Source organism: Sphingomonas asaccharolytica NBRC 15499 (assembly GCF_001598355.1).
In the GTDB taxonomy this organism is placed as follows: Bacteria; Pseudomonadota; Alphaproteobacteria; order Sphingomonadales; family Sphingomonadaceae; genus Sphingomonas; species Sphingomonas asaccharolytica.
Map to the genome: position 1 here is coordinate 1 of NZ_BCYU01000029.1, position 21,449 is coordinate 21,449.

18 protein-coding genes and 1 tRNA gene are annotated in these 21,449 nt (G+C 66.6%); 9 read left to right on the forward strand and 10 right to left on the reverse strand.

The features are described 5' to 3' along the window. Positions 1-66 precede the first annotated feature (66 nt). Positions 67-2,670: a nitrate reductase gene (locus tag SAS01S_RS09865; protein WP_066807517.1), complete on the forward strand. Its 2,604-nt coding sequence runs from the start codon at positions 67-69 to the stop codon at positions 2,668-2,670. Further along, positions 2,657-3,445 (forward strand): uroporphyrinogen-III C-methyltransferase, encoded by a 789-nt coding sequence (gene cobA / locus SAS01S_RS09870; protein WP_066807518.1) that lies wholly within the window; start codon positions 2,657-2,659, stop codon positions 3,443-3,445. Before SAS01S_RS09865 ends, cobA begins: the two co-directional genes overlap by 14 nt. A 188-nt stretch (positions 3,446-3,633) precedes the next feature. On the opposite strand, the gene SAS01S_RS09875 is transcribed toward cobA, so the two are convergent. The 7 genes from SAS01S_RS09875 to SAS01S_RS09905 form a co-directional block, all read right to left on the reverse strand. Then, a tRNA-Arg gene (locus SAS01S_RS09875) sits at positions 3,634-3,710 on the reverse strand. Positions 3,711-3,766: 56 nt separating this feature from the next. Continuing rightward, positions 3,767-4,132 (reverse strand): hypothetical protein, encoded by a 366-nt coding sequence (locus SAS01S_RS09880; RefSeq protein ID WP_066807519.1) that lies wholly within the window; start codon positions 4,130-4,132, stop codon positions 3,767-3,769. Between the two features lie 17 nt (positions 4,133-4,149). Further along, positions 4,150-4,803: an endonuclease III gene (nth, locus tag SAS01S_RS09885; RefSeq protein WP_066807520.1), complete on the reverse strand. Its 654-nt coding sequence runs from the start codon at positions 4,801-4,803 to the stop codon at positions 4,150-4,152. A 19-nt stretch (positions 4,804-4,822) separates the two neighbouring features. Beyond that, on the reverse strand, positions 4,823-5,551 hold the full coding sequence (gene dapB / locus SAS01S_RS09890; protein WP_066807521.1) for a 4-hydroxy-tetrahydrodipicolinate reductase: 729 nt from the start codon (positions 5,549-5,551) through the stop codon (positions 4,823-4,825). Further along, the gene (locus SAS01S_RS09895) at positions 5,548-6,807 is read right to left on the reverse strand and encodes a chymotrypsin family serine protease (protein ID WP_174544954.1); all 1,260 of its coding nucleotides are present in this window, start codon (positions 6,805-6,807) and stop codon (positions 5,548-5,550) included. The genes dapB and SAS01S_RS09895 overlap by 4 nt, the downstream gene beginning before the upstream one ends. Positions 6,808-6,969: 162 nt before the next feature. Then, positions 6,970-10,365 (reverse strand): acyl-[ACP]--phospholipid O-acyltransferase, encoded by a 3,396-nt coding sequence (locus SAS01S_RS09900; protein WP_174544955.1) that lies wholly within the window; start codon positions 10,363-10,365, stop codon positions 6,970-6,972. Between the two features lies 1 nt (position 10,366). Then, a complete protein-coding gene (locus SAS01S_RS09905) occupies positions 10,367-13,294 on the reverse strand; it encodes a DUF2339 domain-containing protein (protein WP_066807522.1) in 2,928 nt (975 codons plus the stop codon). A gap of 99 nt (positions 13,295-13,393) precedes the next feature. Between SAS01S_RS09905 and SAS01S_RS09910 the strand changes: the two genes are divergently transcribed. Further along, positions 13,394-14,011: a TetR/AcrR family transcriptional regulator gene (locus SAS01S_RS09910; protein WP_066807523.1), complete on the forward strand. Its 618-nt coding sequence runs from the start codon at positions 13,394-13,396 to the stop codon at positions 14,009-14,011. A 4-nt stretch (positions 14,012-14,015) separates the two neighbouring features. Here the strand turns inward: SAS01S_RS09910 and SAS01S_RS09915 are convergent, their stop codons facing one another. Next, entirely contained in the window at positions 14,016-15,212 is a 1,197-nt protein-coding gene (locus tag SAS01S_RS09915) for a DUF2252 family protein (protein WP_369405733.1), read from the reverse strand. Between the two features lie 256 nt (positions 15,213-15,468). Between SAS01S_RS09915 and SAS01S_RS09920 the strand changes: the two genes are divergently transcribed. Together SAS01S_RS09920 and SAS01S_RS09925 are read left to right on the forward strand one after the other, a co-directional pair. Then, positions 15,469-15,975, forward strand: coding sequence for a hemerythrin domain-containing protein (locus SAS01S_RS09920; RefSeq protein ID WP_066807524.1), 507 nt, complete (start codon positions 15,469-15,471; stop codon positions 15,973-15,975). 45 nt (positions 15,976-16,020) lie between these two features. Next, a complete protein-coding gene (locus SAS01S_RS09925) occupies positions 16,021-16,941 on the forward strand; it encodes an NAD(P)/FAD-dependent oxidoreductase (protein ID WP_066807525.1) in 921 nt (306 codons plus the stop codon). A 10-nt stretch (positions 16,942-16,951) separates the two neighbouring features. Here SAS01S_RS09925 and SAS01S_RS09930 read toward each other — a convergent pair whose 3' ends face one another. Further along, a complete protein-coding gene (locus SAS01S_RS09930; protein WP_066807526.1) occupies positions 16,952-17,824 on the reverse strand; it encodes a TolB family protein in 873 nt (290 codons plus the stop codon). Positions 17,825-18,168: 344 nt separating this feature from the next. Between SAS01S_RS09930 and SAS01S_RS09935 the strand changes: the two genes are divergently transcribed. From SAS01S_RS09935 to SAS01S_RS09950, 4 genes are all read left to right on the forward strand, one after another. Then, positions 18,169-18,603 carry a helix-turn-helix domain-containing protein gene (locus SAS01S_RS09935; protein WP_066807527.1) on the forward strand — a complete coding sequence of 145 codons (435 nt, stop codon included), beginning with the start codon at positions 18,169-18,171 and terminating at the stop codon, positions 18,601-18,603. Positions 18,604-18,716: 113 nt separating this feature from the next. Beyond that, entirely contained in the window at positions 18,717-19,013 is a 297-nt protein-coding gene (locus tag SAS01S_RS09940; protein ID WP_157082756.1) for a hypothetical protein, read from the forward strand. A gap of 30 nt (positions 19,014-19,043) precedes the next feature. Beyond that, the gene (locus SAS01S_RS09945) at positions 19,044-19,520 is read left to right on the forward strand and encodes a hypothetical protein (RefSeq protein WP_066807529.1); all 477 of its coding nucleotides are present in this window, start codon (positions 19,044-19,046) and stop codon (positions 19,518-19,520) included. A 47-nt stretch (positions 19,521-19,567) separates the two neighbouring features. Further along, entirely contained in the window at positions 19,568-19,873 is a 306-nt protein-coding gene (locus SAS01S_RS09950; protein WP_157082757.1) for a helix-turn-helix domain-containing protein, read from the forward strand. Positions 19,874-19,899: 26 nt separating this feature from the next. Here the strand turns inward: SAS01S_RS09950 and SAS01S_RS09955 are convergent, their stop codons facing one another. Continuing rightward, on the reverse strand, positions 19,900-21,447 hold the full coding sequence (locus SAS01S_RS09955; protein WP_084238779.1) for an efflux transporter outer membrane subunit: 1,548 nt from the start codon (positions 21,445-21,447) through the stop codon (positions 19,900-19,902). Between the last annotated feature and the right edge of the window lie 2 nt (positions 21,448-21,449).

The window sequence follows — 21,449 nt, forward strand, 5'->3', positions numbered from 1 at the left end:
GGTGCCGCGGGCGGATCGCTTGCGGATAGGCCCCACCCCAACCCCTCCCCTAAAGGGGAAGGGCTAATGGAGGTCCGCACCACCTGCGCCTATTGCGGGGTCGGATGCGGCATCGTCGCGCGGCGGACCGGCGAGCGCAGCGTGGAGATTGCCGGCGACCCCGATCATCCCGCCAATGCCGGCCGGTTATGCTCGAAGGGCACGCATCTCGGCGAGACGGTCGGACTGGAAGGGCGCCTGCTCCATCCGATGATCGGGACCAAGCGCGTCGGCTGGGATCGCGCGCTCGACCTGGTCGCGCGACGCTTTCGCGACACGATCGCGCGGCACGGGCCGAACAGCGTCGCCTTCTACGTCTCCGGCCAATTGCTGACCGAGGATTATTACGTCGCCAACAAGCTGATGAAGGGGTTCATCGGCTCAGGGAATATCGACACCAATTCGCGGCTGTGCATGTCGAGCGCGGTCGCCGGCCATGTCCGCGCGTTCGGCGAGGACGTGGTGCCGGCAAGCTATGCCGATCTCGACGCTGCCGATCTGATCGTTTTGGTCGGGTCGAACACCGCCTGGTGCCATCCGATCGTCTATCAGCGGATCATGGCGGCGCGGGCCGCGCGCGGGACGAAGCTGGTGGTAATCGATCCGCGCCGCACCGAAACCGCCGCGGAAGCCGACCTCCATCTGGCGATCCGGCCGGGCAGCGACGTCGCGCTGATGAACGGGTTGCTCGCCTGGTGCCGCGATGCCGGGCTGATCGATCACGACTATCTCGCTGGGCACGTCAATGTTCCCGGCGATTTCTGGGACAAGCTTGGAGAGGGGAACGATCTGTGGTCGACGGCGCGGGCGTGCGACGTCCAACCCGCCGACCTCAGACGTTTCTACGATCTGTTCGCCGCCAATCCGCGCACGGTGACGATGTTCAGCCAGGGCATCAACCAATCGGTCAGCGGCACCGATCAGGTCAACGCAATCACCAACCTGCACCTCGCGACCGGCCGGATCGGCACGCCCGGCGCGGCGCCGTTCTCAATCACCGGCCAGCCCAATGCGATGGGCGGGCGCGAAGTCGGCGGGCTCGCCTCGACCCTGGCGGCGCATATGGACTTCGCGCCCGAAAATGTGGCGCGTGTCGGGCGGTTCTGGGCCGCGCCGAACATGGCGACCAAGCCGGGATTGAAAGCCGTCGACCTGTTCCGCGGCGTCGGTGAGGGGCGGATCAAGGCGATCTGGATCATGGCGACCAACCCCGCCGTCTCGATGCCCGATGCCGGCCAGGTGCGCGAGGCGCTGGCCGCCTGCCCGTTCGTCGTGGTGTCCGACGTGATCGCCGATACCGACACCGGCCGCTTCGCGCATGTCCGGCTACCGGCGACGGCGTGGGGCGAGAAGGACGGCACGGTGACCAATTCGGAACGCTGCGTCAGCCGCCAGCGCCCGATCTTCGCGCCCCCGGGCGAAGCGCGGCCCGATTGGTGGATCGTCAAGGAAGTCGGCCGCCGTATGGGCTGGCGGTCGGCTTTCGCTTTTGACCGCCCGGTGGACGTGTGGCGTGAGCACGTCCGGCTGAGCGCCTATCAGAATGACGGCGCGCGCCGCTTCCGCCTCGACCGCGCGACGCCCGGCAATAGCGATTACGAGACGATGGAGCCGTTCCGCTGGGGTGACGACGCGTTTGCCGATGGCGTCTATCCGACACCGGACGGGCGAGCGCGGCTGGTCACCGTCACCCAGCGTGCGGGCGAGCGGCCGCTCGAGCGCTGGCCGATGACGCTCAATACCGGGCGGTATCGCGATCAATGGCACACGATGACGCGCACCGGGCTCGCCCCCAGGCTCGCACGCCATCGCGAGGAACCGTTGGTCGAGATCCATCCCGACGATGCCGCGCGGTTGGATATCGCCGACGGCGCGCTGGCCCGGGTGTCGACGCCGCGCGGCGAGAGCCTTTATCGCGTTGCCGTGACGCACGCGCAGCGGCTCGGCGAATTGTTCGTCCCGATCCATTGGACCGATCGCGGATCGACCGGCGGACGGACGGGATTGCTGCCGCGCCCGCTGGTCGATCCGCATTCGGGTCAGCCCGGCTTCAAGACGACGCCGGCGGCGATCGCGGCGGTGGCGACCGAATGGCGCGGTTTCCTGCTGATGCGCGGCGAATCGGGCGCGATGCCCGATTGTCTGTGGGCGACCCGCGTCGCGGTGCCGCACGGGACATTGTGGGAACTGGCCGGCGACGGTGACGCCGCGGCGCTCGAGCGCCTCTTGCCGCAAGGCGACCGCATCGAAGCGTTCGATCCAGCCAAGGGGTCGCGCCGCATCGCCGTCATTCGTGACGGGCGGCTGGCGGCCTTGTTGTTCGTCACGTCGGACGGCGTGCTGCCGTCGCGCGACTGGCTGATCGCGCAATTGGCGGCGCCAGCGGTGGCCCCCACCCTGCTCGCGGGCCGCGCGCCGGGCCCGAGCATCGATCGCGGTCCGATCGTTTGCGTCTGTTTCGATATCGGCGCGCGCGCGATCAGCGATGCGATCCGCGCGGACGGCCTGGCGGACGTTGCCGCCGTCGGCGCGGCGCTGCGCGCGGGGACGAATTGCGGATCGTGCCGCCCGGCGATCGCCGGATTGATCGCCGATCACGCCAATCGGGAGAGTATCAATGCCAGTCGATGACTTTCCGCCGGGCAGCGTCTGGCTGGTCGGCGCCGGCCCCGGAGACCCCGATCTGCTGACGCGCAAGGCCGAGGCGCTGTTGCGCCGCGCCTCGGTCGTGTTCCACGACGCCCTGGTCGGACCCGGCGTGCTCGACCTCATTCCCGACCATGTCCGGCTGGTATCGGTCGGCAAAAGGTCCGGACGCCATTCGCGCGACCAGGGGGCGATCAACCGCTTGTTAGTTGAGGCATCCGGCGACGGCGAGCGCGTCGTCCGCCTCAAGGGAGGCGACCCGACGCTGTTCGCCCGATCCGCAGAGGAGATGACTGCCCTCTCTGCCGAGGGGATCGCCGTTCGGATATGCCCCGGCATCACCGCGGCAAGCGCCGCCGCGGCATCGGCGGGGTTCTCGCTGTCGCTGCGCGGTCATGCGCGCCGGGTCGAATTCGTTACCGCGCACGCCGCGCCCGGCCACCCGCTCGACCTCGACTGGCGCCGGCTGGCCGATCCGCAAGCGACGATCGCCTTCTACATGGGACGCGGTGCCGCGGCCGACATCAGCCGGAACCTGATCGCGGCCGGGCTTGCCGCGACGACGCCCGTGATCGTGGCGTGCGATATCAGCCTGCCGGGCGAGATGCGGCTGCAGACCCGGCTCGAACTGCTGCCGTTCGCGGTCGCGACGATCGCCGACGATCGCCCGACATTGATCATCGTCGGTGAGGCCGTCGCGCCGCCCGGAACGGCGATGGCGCAGGTCGCCGGGACGAAAACGATCGAGGCGCAAGGTTAACGGGCAATATCGTGGCGCGCCGTACGGGACCAGAACGCATGCGTCCCGACCCGTTTTGCCGGACGAAGGCCGTCGCGCGACATAGGCGTGGCGGAATAGGTTTCCGTACGTTTCTCGCACGAACCAATCAATCGACGGCTAGACTCTGTTTCAGCAAAGCTGAAAACGACTCTAAGCCAGGGAGAAATTGGCGCACCCGACAGGATTCGAACCTGTGGCCTCTGCCTTCGGAGGGCAGCGCTCTATCCAGCTGAGCTACGGGTGCGAGCCGGGTGCGCCTAGCAAAGCATCGCCGGCCGCGCCAGCGATTCTATTTGGCGCCTATTTGGTGATCGTGACCGGCTGGAACTTGCCCAGGCCGCAGCGCGGGCCGGGGCCGGCACCGCCCGATTGCAGCACCGTGATCGTATCGACCGAGCATAATTGGTTGGTCGAGACCGAATAAGCGAACCGCTCCTCGAAGCCGAGGCTTGGACACGAATTGGGCAAGGTATTTCGCAGGATCTTGCGGTTGTTCATCTCGAAATCGATCACTTGGTCGCTGCGCACATGCGTCTCCCGCACCTGGCTCAGATTGACGCAATCGACCGCGGGACCGGTGGGGGTCGCGGGCGGGACTTCCTTGTCCTTCGCGCTCAGCGGCGCGACGATCGCGGCGGCGGCGAGGGCGAACAGCAGCGGGCGCATTTGCTTCTACTCCAGTGTCAGGCCGGGCGCGATTTGGGCGCCGGCGTCTTGGGCTTGAACGCACAAAGATCGGCAACGACGCATCGCCAGCATTCGGGCGTGCGAGCCTTGCAGACATATCGGCCGTGCAGGATTAACCAGTGATGAGCATGTAGCCGGAACGGCTGCGGCACCGCCTTTTCCAGCTTGAGTTCGACCGTCAGCGGGGTCTTGCCGCGCGCCAGCCCGGTGCGGTTGCCGACGCGGAAGATGTGGGTGTCGACCGCGAAGGTCTCCGCGCCGAACGCCACGTTCATCACGACATTGGCGGTCTTGCGCCCGACGCCGGGCAGTTTCTCGAGTTCGTCGCGGTCGGCCGGCACTTCGCCGCCATGGTCGGCGATCAATTGCTCGGACAAGGCGATGACGTTCTTGGCCTTGGTGTTGAACAGGCCGATCGTCTTGATGTGCTCCTTGAGCTTCTCCTCGCCGAGCTGCACCAACTGCTCGGGGGTGTGCACTTGCTCGAACAGCGTGCGCGTCGCCTTGTTGACCCCGACATCGGTCGCCTGCGCCGACAGCACGACCGCGACGAGCAATTGATAGGGATTGCCCGATTCGAGCTCGGTTTCGGGATGCGGATTGTCGGCGGCGAGGCGGCTGAAGAACTCGACCACGTCGGCCTTGTTCATGCGGTCCTCACTGTTGGACTCACAGGCCCAGAACTTCGGGCATGGTGTAGCGCCCGGCGGGCTGGTCGGCGAGCCACAACGCCGCGCGGACCGCGCCGCGCGCGAACATCTCGCGGCTCTCGGCGCGGTGGATCAGTTCGAGCCGCTCGCCCGGTCCGGCGAAGATCACCTGGTGGTCGCCCGCGATCGATCCGCCGCGGATCGCGGAGAAGCCGATCGTCCCTTCGCTGCGTGCCCCGCTCAGTCCGGCGCGATCGACCACCTTGAGGTCGGCCAGCGCCGCGCCGCGTCCCTCGGCCGCCGCATCGCCGAGCAGCAAGGCGGTGCCCGATGGCGCATCGACCTTGTGGCGATGATGCGCCTCGACGATCTCGATATCCCAATCGGGGCCGAGCCGCGCGGCGGCATCGGCGATCAGCCGGGTGAGGAGCGTGATGCCGAGCGAGGTGGTGCTGGTCTGCAGCACCGCGACCCGCGCGGCGGCGTTGTCGATCAAATCGTGATGCTGCGGTCCCAGCCCGGTGGTGCCGACGACGATCGGCGTCCCCGCCTCGCATGCCGCCGCCAGATTGGCTTCGAGCGCGGACGGCGCGGTGAAATCGACCAGCACGTCGGCGCCGCGCGCGAGCGTTAGCGGGTCGCCGCCGGCATCGACGCCCCCCGCCACGGTCGCGCCGAAATCGGCGGCGATCGCGGCGATCGCGCGGCCCATCCGGCCCTCGCTGCCCAGAATCCCTATCGCGGTCATGGCTGTCCCCTTGCACCAAAGTCCGGCGGCGCGACAGGGGGTAACGGCGTCACTTCGGGCGCGCCGCCCAATACCAGCGACCAGGGCTGGGGAAGGTAATCGACCGACATGTAGAAATAGAAGGCGCAGCTGCCGTCGGGGCGATAGGTCGCACCCTTCAAGATGCCGAGCGCGGTCGTGCCGCTGAACACCGGCGATCCGCTGTCGCCGCCCTTGCAGGTCGGACCGGAGACGGTGACCCAGGTCGGCAGGCACGCGCCGCCGCAGAGATCGCCCGCCGGCGCGAAATCGGTCAGTTCGACGACCGCACAGCTATAGCCGGTGCGCTCGCCGCGATGACAGACGAAGTCGCCCGCGCGGGTCTGGTCGCGGGTGCGCGATCCGGTCACCGGGCGCTCGATCGTCTTGGCGGTGTCGGCGTAAAACAGCCCGGCGAGCGGCCCCGGGACGGTGCCGATCTGGACGTCGTGATAGCCCCACCCCCATTGCCCGACGAAGCTCAACGGCACTTCGCTGTGATCGGGCGCGATGAAGCTCATCTGGTCGAGGCAATGCGCCGCGGTGGCGATGCCGTAGCGGGCGCCGTCGGTGACGACGAAGCCGCTGGTGCACAGATAGCGCTTGCCATCGTCGGGACCGGTCCCTTCGAGCCGCGCGCCGCCGACCGGCGCACCCAGATTGACGTCGACCTGGTCGACCACGCGGATGCTGACGGGGACGCCCGCTACGCCCTCGACCTTCCTGCGCCATTGCTCGACGCCGCTCTTGGCCTCGCCGCTGGTGATCAGCACGACCAATTCGCCGGTGCGCGGGTCGAGCCCCATCGCGGGCGGGCGCGAGAACATCGCGCGGATTTGCGCCTGGTGCCAGGTGACGGCCCAGATCACCTTGTCCCGCGAGGCGCGCGCACCGGTACGGAAGGTGATCGGCACCGTCATCCCGCCCAGTAGCAATTGTTCGCTGGCGACGGGGTCGCTGCCGGTCAGATAGACGTTGATGCGGAAATCGGGGCGGTGCTGGATCGAGATGCCGGCGATGCGGTCGCGATACTTCGCTTCGATCGCGTCGGTGACGGGGATGCTGGCGTCTAGCGCGGTGAGGCGGCGTTCGGCTTCATCCGGCGGGACGGCGAAGAGCTTGGCGTATTCGGCGGCGTCGCGGGTGAGGGCTTGGGTAGGGGATTCGATGACCTGCGCCGCGGCTATGCGCGGCACGAATGCGAAGAGGAGTGCCAGGCCGATTAGCAGGATACGCATACAGCCGCCGCTACTACCTCGATTTCGTCATCCCGGGCTTGTCCCGGGATCCGCCGTGCCTCAATCGATCACGCTTGAGCCTCTTGTCCAGCCCTTGCCGCCCGGCGGACCCCGGCACAAGGCCGGGGTGACGATGGGAGAGGACGCCGCCGGTGCCACAAATCACCCCGCCGCCATCGTGCCCATCGTCACGTAATCGAGCTTGCCCGTCCCCAGCACCGGCAACGCATCGACCACCCGAATATCGCGCGGCACGGCAAGCTCGGCGATTCCGTTGGCCTTGCCCCACGCCTGCAACTCCGCCGCCTTCGCCCTCTTGGCCGTAGTGAACAGCACGAGCTGCTCGCCCTTGCGCGGATCTGCGCGGGTGACGACGGCATGGTCGGCGTCCGGCCAGACCGATGCTGCATAGCCCTCGACCGCGGGCAGCGAGACCATCTCGCCGCCGATCTTGGCGAAGCGCTTGGCGCGGCCGCGGATGGTGACGAAGCCCATCTCGTCGATCGTCACGATGTCGCCGGTATCGTGCCAGCCGCCCTCGGGCGGTTGCAGAACGCCGGGCCGGTCGGCCTTCATATAGCCGGCCATGATATTGGGCCCGCGGATCGACAATTTACCGCCTTCCCAGATGCCCTCGACCGGCTCGACCTTGGCCTCGATCCCCGGCAGCAGGCGGCCGACGCTGCCCGCCTTGAAGTGCATCGGCGTGTTGACCGCGATCACGGGCGCCGCTTCGGTCGCGCCATAGCCTTCGAAGATGCGCACGCCGAATTTCTCGGCCCACACCTTGCGCGTCTCGTCACGAACGCGCTCGGCGCCGGCGAAGACGTAGCGGACCGAATAGAAATCGTAATTATGCCCCATCCGCGCATAGCCGGCGAGGAAGGTGTCGGTACCGAACAGGATGGTCGCGTTGGCGTCATAGGCCAGCGCGGGCACGATCCGGTAATGGAGCGGGTTTGGATAGAGCAGGGTCCGGATGCCGCTCAGGATCGGCAGCAAGGTGCCGCCGGTCAGCCCGAAACTGTGGAACACCGGCAGCGCGTTGAGCACCAGGTCGGACGAGTTGAAGTCGATCCGCGCCGAGAGCTGCTGGCAGTTGGACAGCAGGTTGCGATGCGTCAGCACGACGCCCTTCGGCAGCCCTTCGGACCCGCTGGTGAACAAGATCACCGCGGCGTCGTCGGGCGAAACCTTGCGGCGACGGTGGAGCCGCCCCGCCCAGCGAGCCGCGACGAGCGCGCGTAGCTTGGCGATCGTGCCGATGCCAGCGCCGATGTCCTCGAGATAGACGATTGTGCGCCCGTCGCCCTCGAGCCCCTCGACGATCGGCTCGAGCTTTCCTTGCGTGATGAAGGCGCGTGCGGTGATGATCGTGCGCACCTCGGCCGCCTGGCATGCCGCCTTCAAATTGGTCAGCCCCGCGGTGTAATTGAGCATCGCCGGCACCCGCCCGATGCGTTGCAGCGCGAAGAAGGTCGCGACCACGCCCGCGACGTTGGGCAGCAACACGCCGACCGCTTCGCTTTGCCTGGTGATCGGATCGAACGCGCGGCCGAGCGCCATGCTGCCGACGACCAGCTTCTTGTAGGTCATCGGCTCGCGCTTGATGTCCTCGACGATCGGCGACTTGCCGCCATTGACGTCCTTGGCGTCGAGCAGCGCCTGGAACAGGGTTGTTTCGGTGTCCGACGTCGCGAAGATCATGCTGCTCATCTCGTCATAGAGACGGCGCCCGGCGATCGCGCGGCGGGCGCGCGCGGTCATCTCGCCTCTGATCTCGAAGCGCCGCGGCGGCAGCACGGTCAGCGTGATCTTGGGGAACGTCTTCAACCGCACCTTGCCGCGCAGTTTGGAGAAGGTCGAATATTGCGCGCCGTCGATGCGCACCGGGATGATCGGCGCATCGGCCTTGTCGGCGACCATGCCGGGCCCGTCGAACACCTTCATCAGCGCGCCGGTGACGGTGATCCGCCCTTCGGGGAAGATCACCAAGGTGTTGCCGTCCTTGACCGCCTTGACCATCGCCTTGGTCGACATCGGGTTGGTCGGATCGACCGGGAAAGCGCGGAACAGCTTGAGCGCGGGCTTGATCCACCAGCTCGCGACCACTGCACTATGTACCGCGAACACCGGCTTGCCCGGCAGGAATACCGCGAGCAGCAAGCCGTCGAGCCACGATACGTGGTTGACCACCACGACCGCGCGCTCGCCGGGCTTGGGCATATTCTCGGCGCCATGCACCTCCACCCGATAGGCGATCTCGAGCAGGGTGCGGATCAGCCGCTTGATCACCGTCTCGGGCAGCAGCCAGCAACTGACCAAGGCGACCATCAATGTCGCGAAGCCCATCGTTGCAATCACCGCGGGGATCGCCGCGCCGTAATGCGCCATCGCGATCACCACTGCCATCACCAGCACGATGACGAGCGAATTGACGATGTTATTGGCGGCGATGATCCGCGAGCGCTCGGCGACCGGGCTGTTGGTCTGGAGCAGAGCGTAAAGCGGCACGATGAACATGCCGCCGGCAAAGGCAAGGCCGGCGAGGTCGATCAGGATGCGCCAGCTGCCCGGCGCGGCCACGAAACGCGCGATGTCGGCGCCGGGCGCGGTGACGACGAAGCCGCGCGTCGCCGGCCACAGGTCGATCATGAACCCGGCCATCAGCAGCGCCGACACCGGCACGTAGCGCGCCGACACCTTGCCCTTGAGCAGCCGGTTGACCGCCAGCGAGCCGATCGCGATCGAGATCGAGAAGACCAGCAGGAACAGCGTCACCACCGGCTTGCCCGCGCCCAGCCGGTTGGTGACCAACGGCGCGAAATCGTTGAGGAGCACCGCGCCGACCGCGAAGAACCAGCTGATCCCCAGGATGCACAGCCAGGCGTCGCGCCCGTCATGCGCGGCCTTGAGCACTTGCCACGTGCTGCGGAACACGTTGCGGTCGACCGGCACCACGCCCGGCGGCGGTGGCGCGGGCGGGATCGCCAGGCTGGCGAGGAACCCCAGCACCGCCATGCCGGTCGCAACCAGCCCGGCTTCCCAGGGCGGGATGAAATTGGGCATCAACTGGCCGCCCAGGATCGCCAGGAACGTCCCCGCCTCGATCATCCCGGTGCCGCCCATGATCTCGTTGGGGCCGAGATGCTGGGGCAGGATCGAATATTTGACCGGGCCGAAGATGGTCGAATGGCAGCCCATCAGGAACAAGACGGTCAGCAGCAGCGGTACCGATTGCAGCGCCAGGCCGGCCAGGCCCAGCGCCATGAAGACGATCTCCGCCGCCTTCACGATCCGCATCAATTTCGCTTTGTCCCAGCCGTCGGCGATCTGCCCGGCGAGTGCGGAGAACAGGAAATAGGGCAGGATGAACAGCCCGGTGGCGAGCGCCGCAAGCGACGCCGCGCCATTCTCGTCACCTTTGTAGAGCGTGAAGGTGACGAGGAAGAGCATCGCATATTTGAGCGCGTTGTCGTTGAACGCGCCGATGAACTGGACGACGAACATCGGGCCAAAGCGGCGCTTCGCGAGCAGCGAGAAATCAGGTGCGGACATGTTACCCCCGGGTGTCGGCAGGAATGGTATCGGGCGAATGTGACGTATCGGTCAACGCGGCGTCGGGCAGGTAGCGGCTGTACAGCCAGCCCACCCCGATCAGGCTGAAGCCAAGCGCGGCGAACGACGCGATGCGCAACAGTCCGTCGAGCCCTGCGGCGTCGAACAGGAACACCTTGCCCACCGCCGCCAGCATCAGGACGAGCGAGACGATGCGCCAGTCGCGCGATGCGCGACGGATGCCCCATTGCAGGAAGCCGATCGCGATGACGATGGCAGTCAGCGAGCGGCCGATATCCTCGGCCTGGCTGGTACCCGGCTCGGACAGCAGCGACCCATGAAACGCCTGGCGCAGCAGCGACGCGGCGAGCAGCAGGATGAGCGCCATTCGCATCCCGTCGCGTGCGCGGTCCGCGCCCGGCTCGGGGAAGGCATGGCGCGACAGCCACAGCAAGGCAAACGCGATGCCGTATGCCGGCACCAGCCAGGGCCCAACCCATTGATCGGTCCACAAAGAATTGTGCAGCGCCGCGGTGAACCACGCGAAGTGGAGCAACGCCGCGATGCCGAGCCCGATAGCGATCCGCCGCGTGCCCAACCGCCAGGCACCGATCGCGGCGGCGGCGAGCAAAGCCTCCCACACGCTGCGCTCTGCCATGCCGGCGGCAATGAACTGCGCCGCATCGGCGATCGCGAACACGTGCTTCCACAGCGAATGCGCGGCGATCAGACTGAGCAGGATCGCGATGATCGAGCCAATTTCTCGCAGCCGCTCGGGGAGGATGTCGCGCAACAGCAAGGCGACCAGGACACAGGCGGGTGCAGCGACGCGGATCAGCGTCATGTCGATCGGTGGCGTCGCCGTGACGAGGAAAGGCACGCCGATGATCGAGCCGCCGGCACCCGCTGCCCAGATCAGCAGCGGCTGCACCGCCCAGCCGATCGACAGCACGGCCGCCGCCGGCGCCACGGTCAGCGGCGTGCGCCGTCCTGCCAGCGCAGCGCCGGCCAACATCGCCGCCGGCACCAGCGCCAGCCAGGTAGTGGGCACGATCTGCGCCGCGACGACATAGACAAGCAGGGTCGCCATTGCGGCACTACCTTGACGTGCACCCCAATCGATCGACCAGCGGGCGAAGCTCGCCGCCGCTGCCGCCCCGACCGTCCAGCGCAACAAGGCGATACCGGCATCGCGATTCCCTACCAGGCCGACCGCGCGGCCGATCTCATTGGCGTCATAGCCTATCAACAGCGCCAGCGCGGCCAGACCGGCGACGAGCGATGCATGGCCGATGCGGCCATCGTCCGCGGCGCGGCCGAGCAGCAGCATCGCGACCGCGGCCAAGGCGATAATCGGCCCGATCACCCACACCGGCGCGGCCAGGCTGGCGCCGAGCGCCGCCAGCCCGATCGCGCTGATGCTCAGGATCGCGAACCGTGCATCGTCGCGCCGGGCGGTCGCTCGCCAGCCCCAGCCGGCAGTGCCGGCCGTAACCACCGCAGCAAGGAGCGCCAGCGGCGCGAAATCGGCGCGGGGCTGCTGGAACCAGAAATGGCCCGCCGGGATCAGCACGCCGGCAAAACCGAGCGCCGCGATCTGCGCCGCATCACTCAACCGGCCATCGCTGCGCCATAGCCGCCACAAGGCGGGCAGTCCGTAAATCGCCGACCCGCCGGTCTGCACCAGTGCCAGCGTCATACCGTCGGGGTTCGGCCACGTCGCGGCGAGCAACAGTCCCACCACGAGGCCGGCAATCGGCAGTTCGGCAATGCTGGGCTCGCGCCGCGCCAACCAGATCATCGCCACCGACAGCAAGGCGAACAGGCCCCAGTCGAGCGGCGCGAAGCCGCCCGTTGCGACGATCGCCGCCATTTGCGCGCAACCAATCAACGCGGCGATGACGCGGACCGATCGCCCGGGATCGCCAGCCATCGCGAGCGGGAAGACGATCGCCAGCATCAGCGTCAGCATCCCGACCGACAGCGCCGCCGCGACGTCGTGCAACCCGGCGGCGATCAGCAACAGGCCCCAGCCGAAGCCGCCCGCTATTGCGAGCGCGCCGAGCCACCACCAGCCCTGCCGCCGTCCGAGCATCGACAATCCGCCTGCGGTCAGCGCGAGCCAGCTCGCCAGCAATGGCACGTCGGGGGAGGCCGATCCGACCAACGCCGGCGCGACGAGGCCGCCGACCAGCCCCAGTACCGCGCTCGGCGCGCCGAATCGGATCGACAGCAACCCGGCGAGCAAGGTGATCGCGGCCAGCCCGGCGAACGCTGCCATTGGCCCGATCAGATGATAGAGGTTCGCCGCGACCAGCACCGAAGCATAGAGCGTGGCGACGCCCGCACCCGACAAAGCCTGGCGGATGCGCGGGTCGCGCGCCACGTCGTCGCGGCGCAGCGCTAGCTCGGCACCGGCGATCAACCCGCTACCGAACACCAGCCCCAGGACCACACGGACAGGCGGCGACAATAGCCCGGCGTCGATCGAATATTTGACGATCAGGAACCCCGCCACCGCGAGCGTGATGCCGCCCGCCCAGATCGGCAGGTAGCGCCCGAAGATATCCTCGAATCCGAACCGCCGCATAGGGCGATCGAGGTCTTCCGCGCCCTGAGGCGCGGGTTCGACCGCCGGCGGATGGAGAACGGCTTCCGGCGTGGGCGCCGCTACATAATCGGGCAGTGACCGCGCTTCGGGCATGGGGACGGCCTCAGGTATCGACGGCGCCTCGGCGCTGGGCTGTGGCTCGGGTATGATCCAGTCGGCTTGCTCGAACCGTGTCGGATTCGGCATATCGCTCCGCGCAATCCGCTCGCTACGATCGAGCGCCAGCTCAAGCGAGGTGATCCGCAGCTTGAGCGCGTCGATGCGCTGCCACAGAACCGCTGCCACCACCATCAGACCGATCAGCGCCAATGCCGTCATTGTCCGAGTCTCCTCCAGGATGAACGCTGGATATCATAAACTGAGCGGTGTTCAATAAAAATATTAGACACTGTTCAATTTAGCTTCTAGGCCCATTCCATGGGACGGCGATCGGATCATACGAGAGATGAGCTGGAGGCGCTGATCGTCGGCGCCGGACACACCCTGCTCGCCGAAGTAGGCTATCAGCGCTTCTCCGCGCGCGAGGTGGCGAAGCGGATCGGCTATTCGGTCGGCACGATCTACAATGTGTTCGACAGTCTCGACGATCTGATGCTGGCGATCAACGGTCGCACCTTCCTGATCTGGGCGGAGACGGTCGCGCGCAATCTGGAGAAGGCCGGCGCGGATCGCATCGCGGTGCTGGTCGCGTCCTATTTCGATTTCGCGATGAGCAATCGTAATCTGTGGATGGCGATCTACGACCACCGCCTGCCGGTCGGTGTACCGCTGCCCGAGCGCTATGCGCGCCAGCGCGGCGTGCTGACCGACATCCTGCGCGAGGAGATCGCCGCCGTGCTGCCCGACGATCGCCGCGACTGCGCTGCGGCACTTGCCCGATCATTGCTGGCGACGGTGCACGGTCATTGCGTGTTCGCGCTCAACGGCACGTTCGCGCTACTCGGCGAAGACGACCCCCACGGTGCCGCACTGGCCCGGGTCCGCGAGGTGCTGGCGGCGGCGGGCGCGGAGATGAAGAGCGGGGATGTCGGCTGACGGGCTAGTCCCCGTATTGCAGCGCGACCTGGCGGCAATGTTCAAGGTAACCGGCCTCATGCGTTGCGGCCAGATCGACGATGCTGCGCCATAGCCAGGATGGGGCGTCGACATCGGTCGCGCTTCGAACAGTCAGAGCCTCGAGCCAGGCAAGACGTTGGTCGTCGCTCAGCTGGCGCGCATGCGCATTCCCGACCACGAAGGCCAGATATTGCGCGGCGGTGACTGCCTCCTTTCGCGAGAATTGCTCGACTTCCACTTTCAGGTCCTGCGGGGCGAGCTCGCGCAACACGACCGGCTTGCCGAACAGACGGGCCGAGATCATGCGATCGCCGAGATTCGGTGCGAGCGCTTGTGCACCTGCGACGACCCGCGCCGCTGGATCGCGGGGCATCGATGCCCCGCGTCGCGCCGGCGCGACCGAGGGCACTGCTTCCTTGATGTCGACCAGCGCCAGAAACTCGTGATCGGACTTGTTGCTGGAAACGCCGAGCAACACCGCGTAGCGAAGCCGCCCCAGCGAGCTGCATCCCTTGCGCCAATAAGCGGCGTCGACGACGCGCAGCCGGCTCTTCGGCCCCAACCCGGCAAGCTCGAGCGACCGCGCAGCGATGTCCGGTTCGCGGAACAAGGCGTCGATGTCTGCCCGTTCGCCGCGCGCCAATTTCCAGAACCTCTTGCCCATCGGGATATTGGGCTCGATCCCGTCAATCCGTTCCTTTGCGAGATGCTTCCAGCGCCGCCCGATCGCCTGTTTGCGAACCGACCGCACGGCATCGGGTTCGGGCGGCGCGTCCGACGCATCGGGCGTCAGCGCCCGTGCATAGCCGTCGATCATCGCGTCGATCATATGCGCGGTGGTGATGCCCGGCAGGTCCGAACTTCGCGCGGCGGTCTCGAGCGAAAGGCCGAGCCGGATCAGATCGAGCGCGGGATTGCCGATCACGGTCTGATCGAGATCGCGGATTTGCAGATCCACCCGATGGTCCGCGTCGGCGACTGGCCCAAGGTTACCGAGGTGGCAGTCGCCGCAAATCCAGATCGCCGGACCCTGCGGAATGTCGGCGGCGTGTGGGGAAGCCGCCAACCATTCGTAGAATTTGGCGGTATTGCCGCGCACATAAGCGTGGACCGATCGCGCCATCTTGAGCGCGCGGCGCTTGTCCAGCACCGCTTGGCGTTGCGGCCGGGTCATCGTCATCTGAGCGGGCCGGATCGGCGGGGAAGCGGCGTATCGGCCAAGGCGACTGTTTCGGACATCAGGCGGTGTATACCGTTTCGTCTTCAGAATGTTCCGGACGCTGGCCGGATATCCGCCTTCGACGGGTGCGCGGCCTGGCCCAATGCGACGACGCCTCACCGGCGATTACCGCGCCTGCTAACGACTCGCAACAAAGTGACGGCTGGAACGAACCCGGGCCCGGCACGGTTGTAGGGAGGACCCAAGGAGAGACAAGATGGCCGACAAACAGGATGCGATCGCGCTTTTGAAAGCCGATCACCGCAAGGTCGAGGAATTGTTCGAGCGGTTCGAAAATGCGCGCGGCGAAGGCAGCAAGCAGAAGATCGCGCTCGACATCTGCCTCGAACTGACGGTCCACGCCCAGATCGAGGAAGAGATTTTCTACCCCGCCTGCGAAGGCAAGATCGAACAGGATCTGCTCGAGGAAGCCTATGTCGAACATGACGGCGCCAAGGTGCTGATCGCCGAGATCGAGGCCGGTGCGCCGAGCGACGAGTTCTATGACGCCAAGGTCAAGGTGCTGTCGGAACAGATCGAGCATCATGTCGAAGAGGAAGAAAAGCGGATGGAAGGCATGTTCAGCCAGGCGCGCCACGCCGGGTTGGACATGGATGCGCTCGGCGATCAGCTGCGCGCCCGCAAGGAAGAGCTGATCGCCAATTACAAGGCGAACGGGCTCACTAAGCCGGAAACCACGACTCTAACCGAGGCCAGCGTCTGACGACCGCGGCGGCCAACCCGCCACGCGCCGGGACAGCGCACCATTATGCTTGATTGCGTGGTGGTGGGCGGCGGCCCGGCCGGGCTGACTGCGGCAATTTATCTGGCGCGCTTCCATCTCGACGTGCGTGTGGTCGATGCCGGCAACAGTCGCGCGGCAACGATCCCGATGACGCGCAATCATGCCGGTTTTCCCGACGGGATCGCCGGCGCCGATCTGCTCGACCGCATGCGGACGCAAGCTCGGCACTATGGCGCGGCGTTAGTGCGGGCTGAAGTGGCCGGGCTGGAGGCGTCTGTCGACGGCCTGCTGGTTTCGGTTGGTGATGAGATTATCGCCGCGCGGAGCGTTCTGCTCGCGACCGGGGTGGTCAATCGCCGTCCGCCGATGCCCGACGATCTGCATGCAACCGCGTTGGCGCGCGGGTTGCTGCGCTATTGCCCGATCTGTGACGGCTATGAAGTGACCGATCGCCGCGTCGGCGTGCTCGGCACCGGCGGCCATGGGACGCGCGAAGCGGTGTTCCTGCGCGGATACACCGCCGATGTGACGCTGATCGCGCCGGGGGGCCAGCACGATCTTGCCCCCGGCGAGCGCGCGCTGCTGGCACAAAGCGGCGTGGCGATGATCGATGGTCCGGCCACCGACTTCGCGATTCACGGCGACGCGATCGGTGTGCGGACGCCCGGCCACGACTGGCGCTTCGATAGCCTCTATCCGGCGCTCGGCTCGGACATCAATTCGGCGCTTGCCGCGGGTCTCGGCGCGGCGCGGTCGGACGAAGGCTGCCTGATTGTCGATGCCCACCAGCGGACCAATGTTGCGCGCCTTTATGCCGCGGGAGACGTGGTCAAGGGGCTCGACCAGATCAGTCACGCTATGGGCGAAGGCGGCGTGGCGGCGACCACGATCCGCAATGATCTGGCAAGCGAGCGCGCGCTGCTGCGCGCTGCACCGCCTGGATAGGGCGACAAGCTTAGCGCTGGCTTTCGTTGCTGGCCGGCATCGCCGGCTTCCCCACGACTCGCCTGAGATCGGCTACGTGCACGTCCATGCGGCCCGGACTGTCCGAACAATGCGCCGCATAGTAAAGCAGCCACGGCGTTCGCCGATCGATCGCCGCGCCGAGGACGAAGGGCGAGCAGCCGATACCCAGCGGACGCCGCGGCATCCAACCCGATCGCGTGCGATAGGATACGAACAATCGTACGTCGGCCGTCTCCGCGTCCATGTCGCCGGCGCTGAAAACAAGCGTGCGGCCATCGGGCGTGATCGCGGCATCGAGGTCGTCGAGCGGGCCGTTGATCGCATCGCCCAGATTGACCGGCCTGGCACCGGGCGTGCGAAGATCGACCTCGTACAGATCGTGCTTGCCGCGACCGCCCCAGCCGTTTGACGAGAAGATCAGCCCGCCCGATGGTGTCGGGGTGGCGGCCCATTCCTCTTTCGGCGTATTGACCTGCGGGCCCAGGTTGCGCGGCCTGCCGAAGCGGCCGCTAACCGGATCGATCGAGACTACATAGAGGTCACTGCCGCCAAGCCCGCCGGCGCGGTCGGATTGGAAGTACACCCAACGGCCGTCCGGCGAGAAAGCGGGATCGAATTCGGCTGCATCGGTATCGAACGACACCCGCGCCGGTGCCGACCATCCTGCGCGAACGCGATGGATTTCCCAGATGTCCTGCTGATCCGCCGCGGCATCGCGTCCGATCGCGCCCCACAGAATGCGTCTGCCATCGGGGCTATGAGCGATGCGCACTTCCGCCGCGGCGGTCGATATCACGCCGGGACGAACCAGCGCGTCGCGTGCCGGCGCCAGTGCGAGCGAGACGGCCAGGATGGAGATCATGCCGATTGCCGTCGCGCCGCCCGCAGCGGCCGATGATGAATATGTGTCATCGTCAATCTATGTAATTGGTGCTGGCTGTCGGCAAGAGTGGGCTGTTTCGGTCGAAGCACATCCCGCTCAAGCGAATCGATGTCCCAGGCTCTCGTCCTTCTTCACGAACGTCGGCAGGAGCGGCCCAAACCATATCGATGCTCGAATATCCTACCCCTGCGAAGCTGAACAGCGCGGCGCCTGTCGGATGCTCGCCCATCGGAAAGGGTAGCGATACCCATCGCGACTATTTCTTGATGTCGGAGAAATACTAAACGATCCAAAATGGTGGAGCATTGGGCTAGCTTAGCATTATGGATGATTCGCGCTTCTCTTCGTTGACCCCTCGGGAGATCGAATGTTTGAAGGGCGTCGCCCAGCACAAGCGCACCAAGGACATCGCGACCGACCTGCAACTCTCCCCCAAGACGGTCGACGCGTACATCGCCAATGCGGTGCGAAAGCTCGGTTTCTCCGATCGCGATAGCGCGGTACGAGCGTTGATGAGCAGCAGCGCGATGATAGAGGGTTTTTCCTCATCGGCAATTTCCGGCGTTGAGAAGGAGATTTCGACAGCGTCTTCCTCGTGGCTCGGACGGCTACCCTGGCCGTTCCCGACACGAGAAAGGCCGACCAATGACCTGAATTATTCTGGGACCATCGCCGCCATCCTGGTCGCGGCATCGCTGATGGTGACGGCAGTGTCTCTCTACATGCTCGCCATCCGCATGCTCACCGAGCGCCTCTAGGCGCACATCCCGCATTCGATGTTTGATTGGCCGGACCAGCTGGTTCCGGCGGAGGGGGAATCATGTCTATCGCACTTATACCAACCACCAATCTTGCGACTGCCCGTAAAATCATGAGGGCGCTTGTGCCCGCCGAGGACGGGATCGACGGCGCGATCGTCGCCAATACCGACCTCATCAGTTCGATCGTCCGCGGTCGCCAGGAAACGGGGGCGGCGCTCGAGGTCGGGCATGACGCTGCCCGGTCGGCCGTCAACTCGCTGGCCCGTCTGTTCGAGGCGCGCGATGAGGCTCTCAGATGCCATCAGCTCCTCGCGGTGACGCGAGATGCATTGGGGCTGGATGGATCCGATGTGGGATGCACAATGGGCAAGGTGAGTGGGGCCCGCCGCAAGTCGAGGGCTGCGTAATTTCGTCGACCGATATAGGGATCAGATCCTATGCAGCTGTACCTCTATATCGGTCTTGTCGTCTACGTCATTGTGTTTCCGAGCCTATGCGTATTCGCATGGTTTAGGGGCGGCGCGACCGAGCGACGGGTGGCAACCTCTTATATGGTTGCCGCCATCGCCTCGATTTTCGCCGACCTGTTCGGACACCATTGGCATGGACCCAATTGGGGCGTGATCGTCGTCGACGTCATATTCCTGGTCGTCCTCGTCGTGATCGCACGCCAAAGCACAAGGTTCTGGCCGCTATGGGCAGCAGCATCTCAATTGGGGGGGTGTCTCGCGCACTTTCCCGCAATCATGAATCCGGCATTTCCCAAGGAGCTCTACGTCAGCACGCAACCCTATTGGGCGCTGCCACTGCTGGTGAGCCTGCTGATCGGAGTGATTTCCGCGCATCGGCAGCGTCGAGTGTGGGAGAAATCGGGTGGCACGAATGCCGGGCCTCGCCCGCCGATAACAACCTGATCGCCTACGCCAAATTCCTGCTCAAGACGGCGGGGCGACGGACGAAGGTGGCCTCGGACCTCCGCCTGGTCAGCGCGCAATGGAGTATCCTGCTCGACCTGTTCATCTCCGCGTTCGAGCGGCGGGCGGTGCCGACCGGCGATGCCTGTCTCGCCAGCTCCGCGCCACATTCGACCGCGCTGCGTCACCTCATCTTCCTGATGGACGCGGGTTATGTCACCCGGGTGCCGGACCCGGACGATGCGCGCCGTACGCTGGTCGGATTGACGTCCAAAGGCGTGGAGCTCGTCGGCGGTTGCCTGCAAGCGGAATTCGATGCGCTGAAGGCGGCCCTGGGGGGACGGATCGATTGAACAGCCTCGGGAGGACGGCCGGTCGCTTACGACCAGCCGCCCGCCAGCGCGCGGAACACGTCGATCTGAGCATCGGCGATCCGGGCGTCCTGCTCGGCCAGTGTCGCCTCAGTTTCGGCATAGGTGCGCTCGGCGTCGAGCCAGGTGAGCGAATCGACGGCCCCTTCGCGCTGTTGCGCACGCGTGATCGCCGCGGCACGTGCCGCTTCATCGCGCGCCGCCTTGAGCGCGGTTCGGCGGTCGAGCGCGCGGGCGTAGCTGTTCAGCGCGGTCTCGGTCTCTTCGAGCGCGCGCAACACGGTGCCATCGAAGGTTGCGAGGGATGCCTGGGTATCGGCCTTGGCGGCGGCGATCTTGGCGCGCGCGCCTTCCTGGTTGGGAAAGGCCCAGTTGATCAACGGACCGAGCAGCCAGCGCAACGGCCCTCCGCCGAACACGTCACCGATATTCGGACCGGTCGAACCGATCGAGCCGCCCAGGCTGATATGCGGATAAAGATCGGCAGTCGCGACCCCGATCCGCGCGGTGTCGGCCGCGAGCCGGCGGTCGGCGGCGAGGACGTCGGGACGGCGTTTTAGCAGCGCGGCGCCGTCGCCGACCGGAATCGGCTGGGTGATTTCGAGCCCGACGACGCGCTCTCCGGCCGCGGCGGGAAGGTCGGCGGGCGGCCGACCGGTCAAGGTCGCGAGGCGGAACAAGGCGGCCTGGCGATCGGCCTCGAGCGCCGGAATGTCGGCCGCGCGCTGTTGGCGCAGCGTGGCGATGCGCGAGACGTCGAGTTGCGTCGCGAGGCCAGCCTCGTGCCGCCGCTGGGTGAGCAGCAGTGATTTGTCGAGCAGATCGACGATCTGGTTGGCGACCTTGAGGCGGGCGGCGCCCGACGCCGCATCGGCATAAGCGCGCGTGGTGTCGGCGACGACCGCGAGGCGGACAGCATCGGTATCGGCCGCGGCGGCGGCTTCGTCACCGCGTGCCGCCTCGATTCCGCGCTTGACGCGACCGAACAGATCGACCTCGTACGACACCGACAGGCCGGTATCGATCGACCAATCCTCGCGCGGGCTGCCCGGCGCGCGCTGGCCCTCGGGCAGACGGCCATAGGTCGCGCCGGCATTGAGCCCGGTCGACGGCAGCCGGTCGCTGCGCGCGCCGCGCAACGAAGCACGGGCGCGTTCGAGATTCGCGACCGCGACGCGGATGTCGGTGTTCGACTTGAGCGCGTCGGCGATCAGCCCGTCGAGGACGGGGTCCTGATAGAGCCGCCACCAGTTGGACGCCGCCGGATCGTTGCTGAGCGCGGGGGAGTTGGCCGAGACGAACTGACCGGCCGCGGTCGGCGGGGTGATCGGGGCGACATAGTTCGGGCCTACCGCGCAGGCCGCGAGGGCGAGGGCGGAGGCGGCGAGGGAAAGCAGGCGGAGCTGGGAGAGGAATGAAGAAGCACGCTGTCCAATCGGCTTCCTACCCCTCTCCCAACCTTCGCTCGGCGCGCCGACTGCGTTGGCTTGCCAAGCTGCGGTACCCCTCTCCCCTCCAGAGGGGAGAGGGAGTGAGTTCACATCAAACGAACGCATCG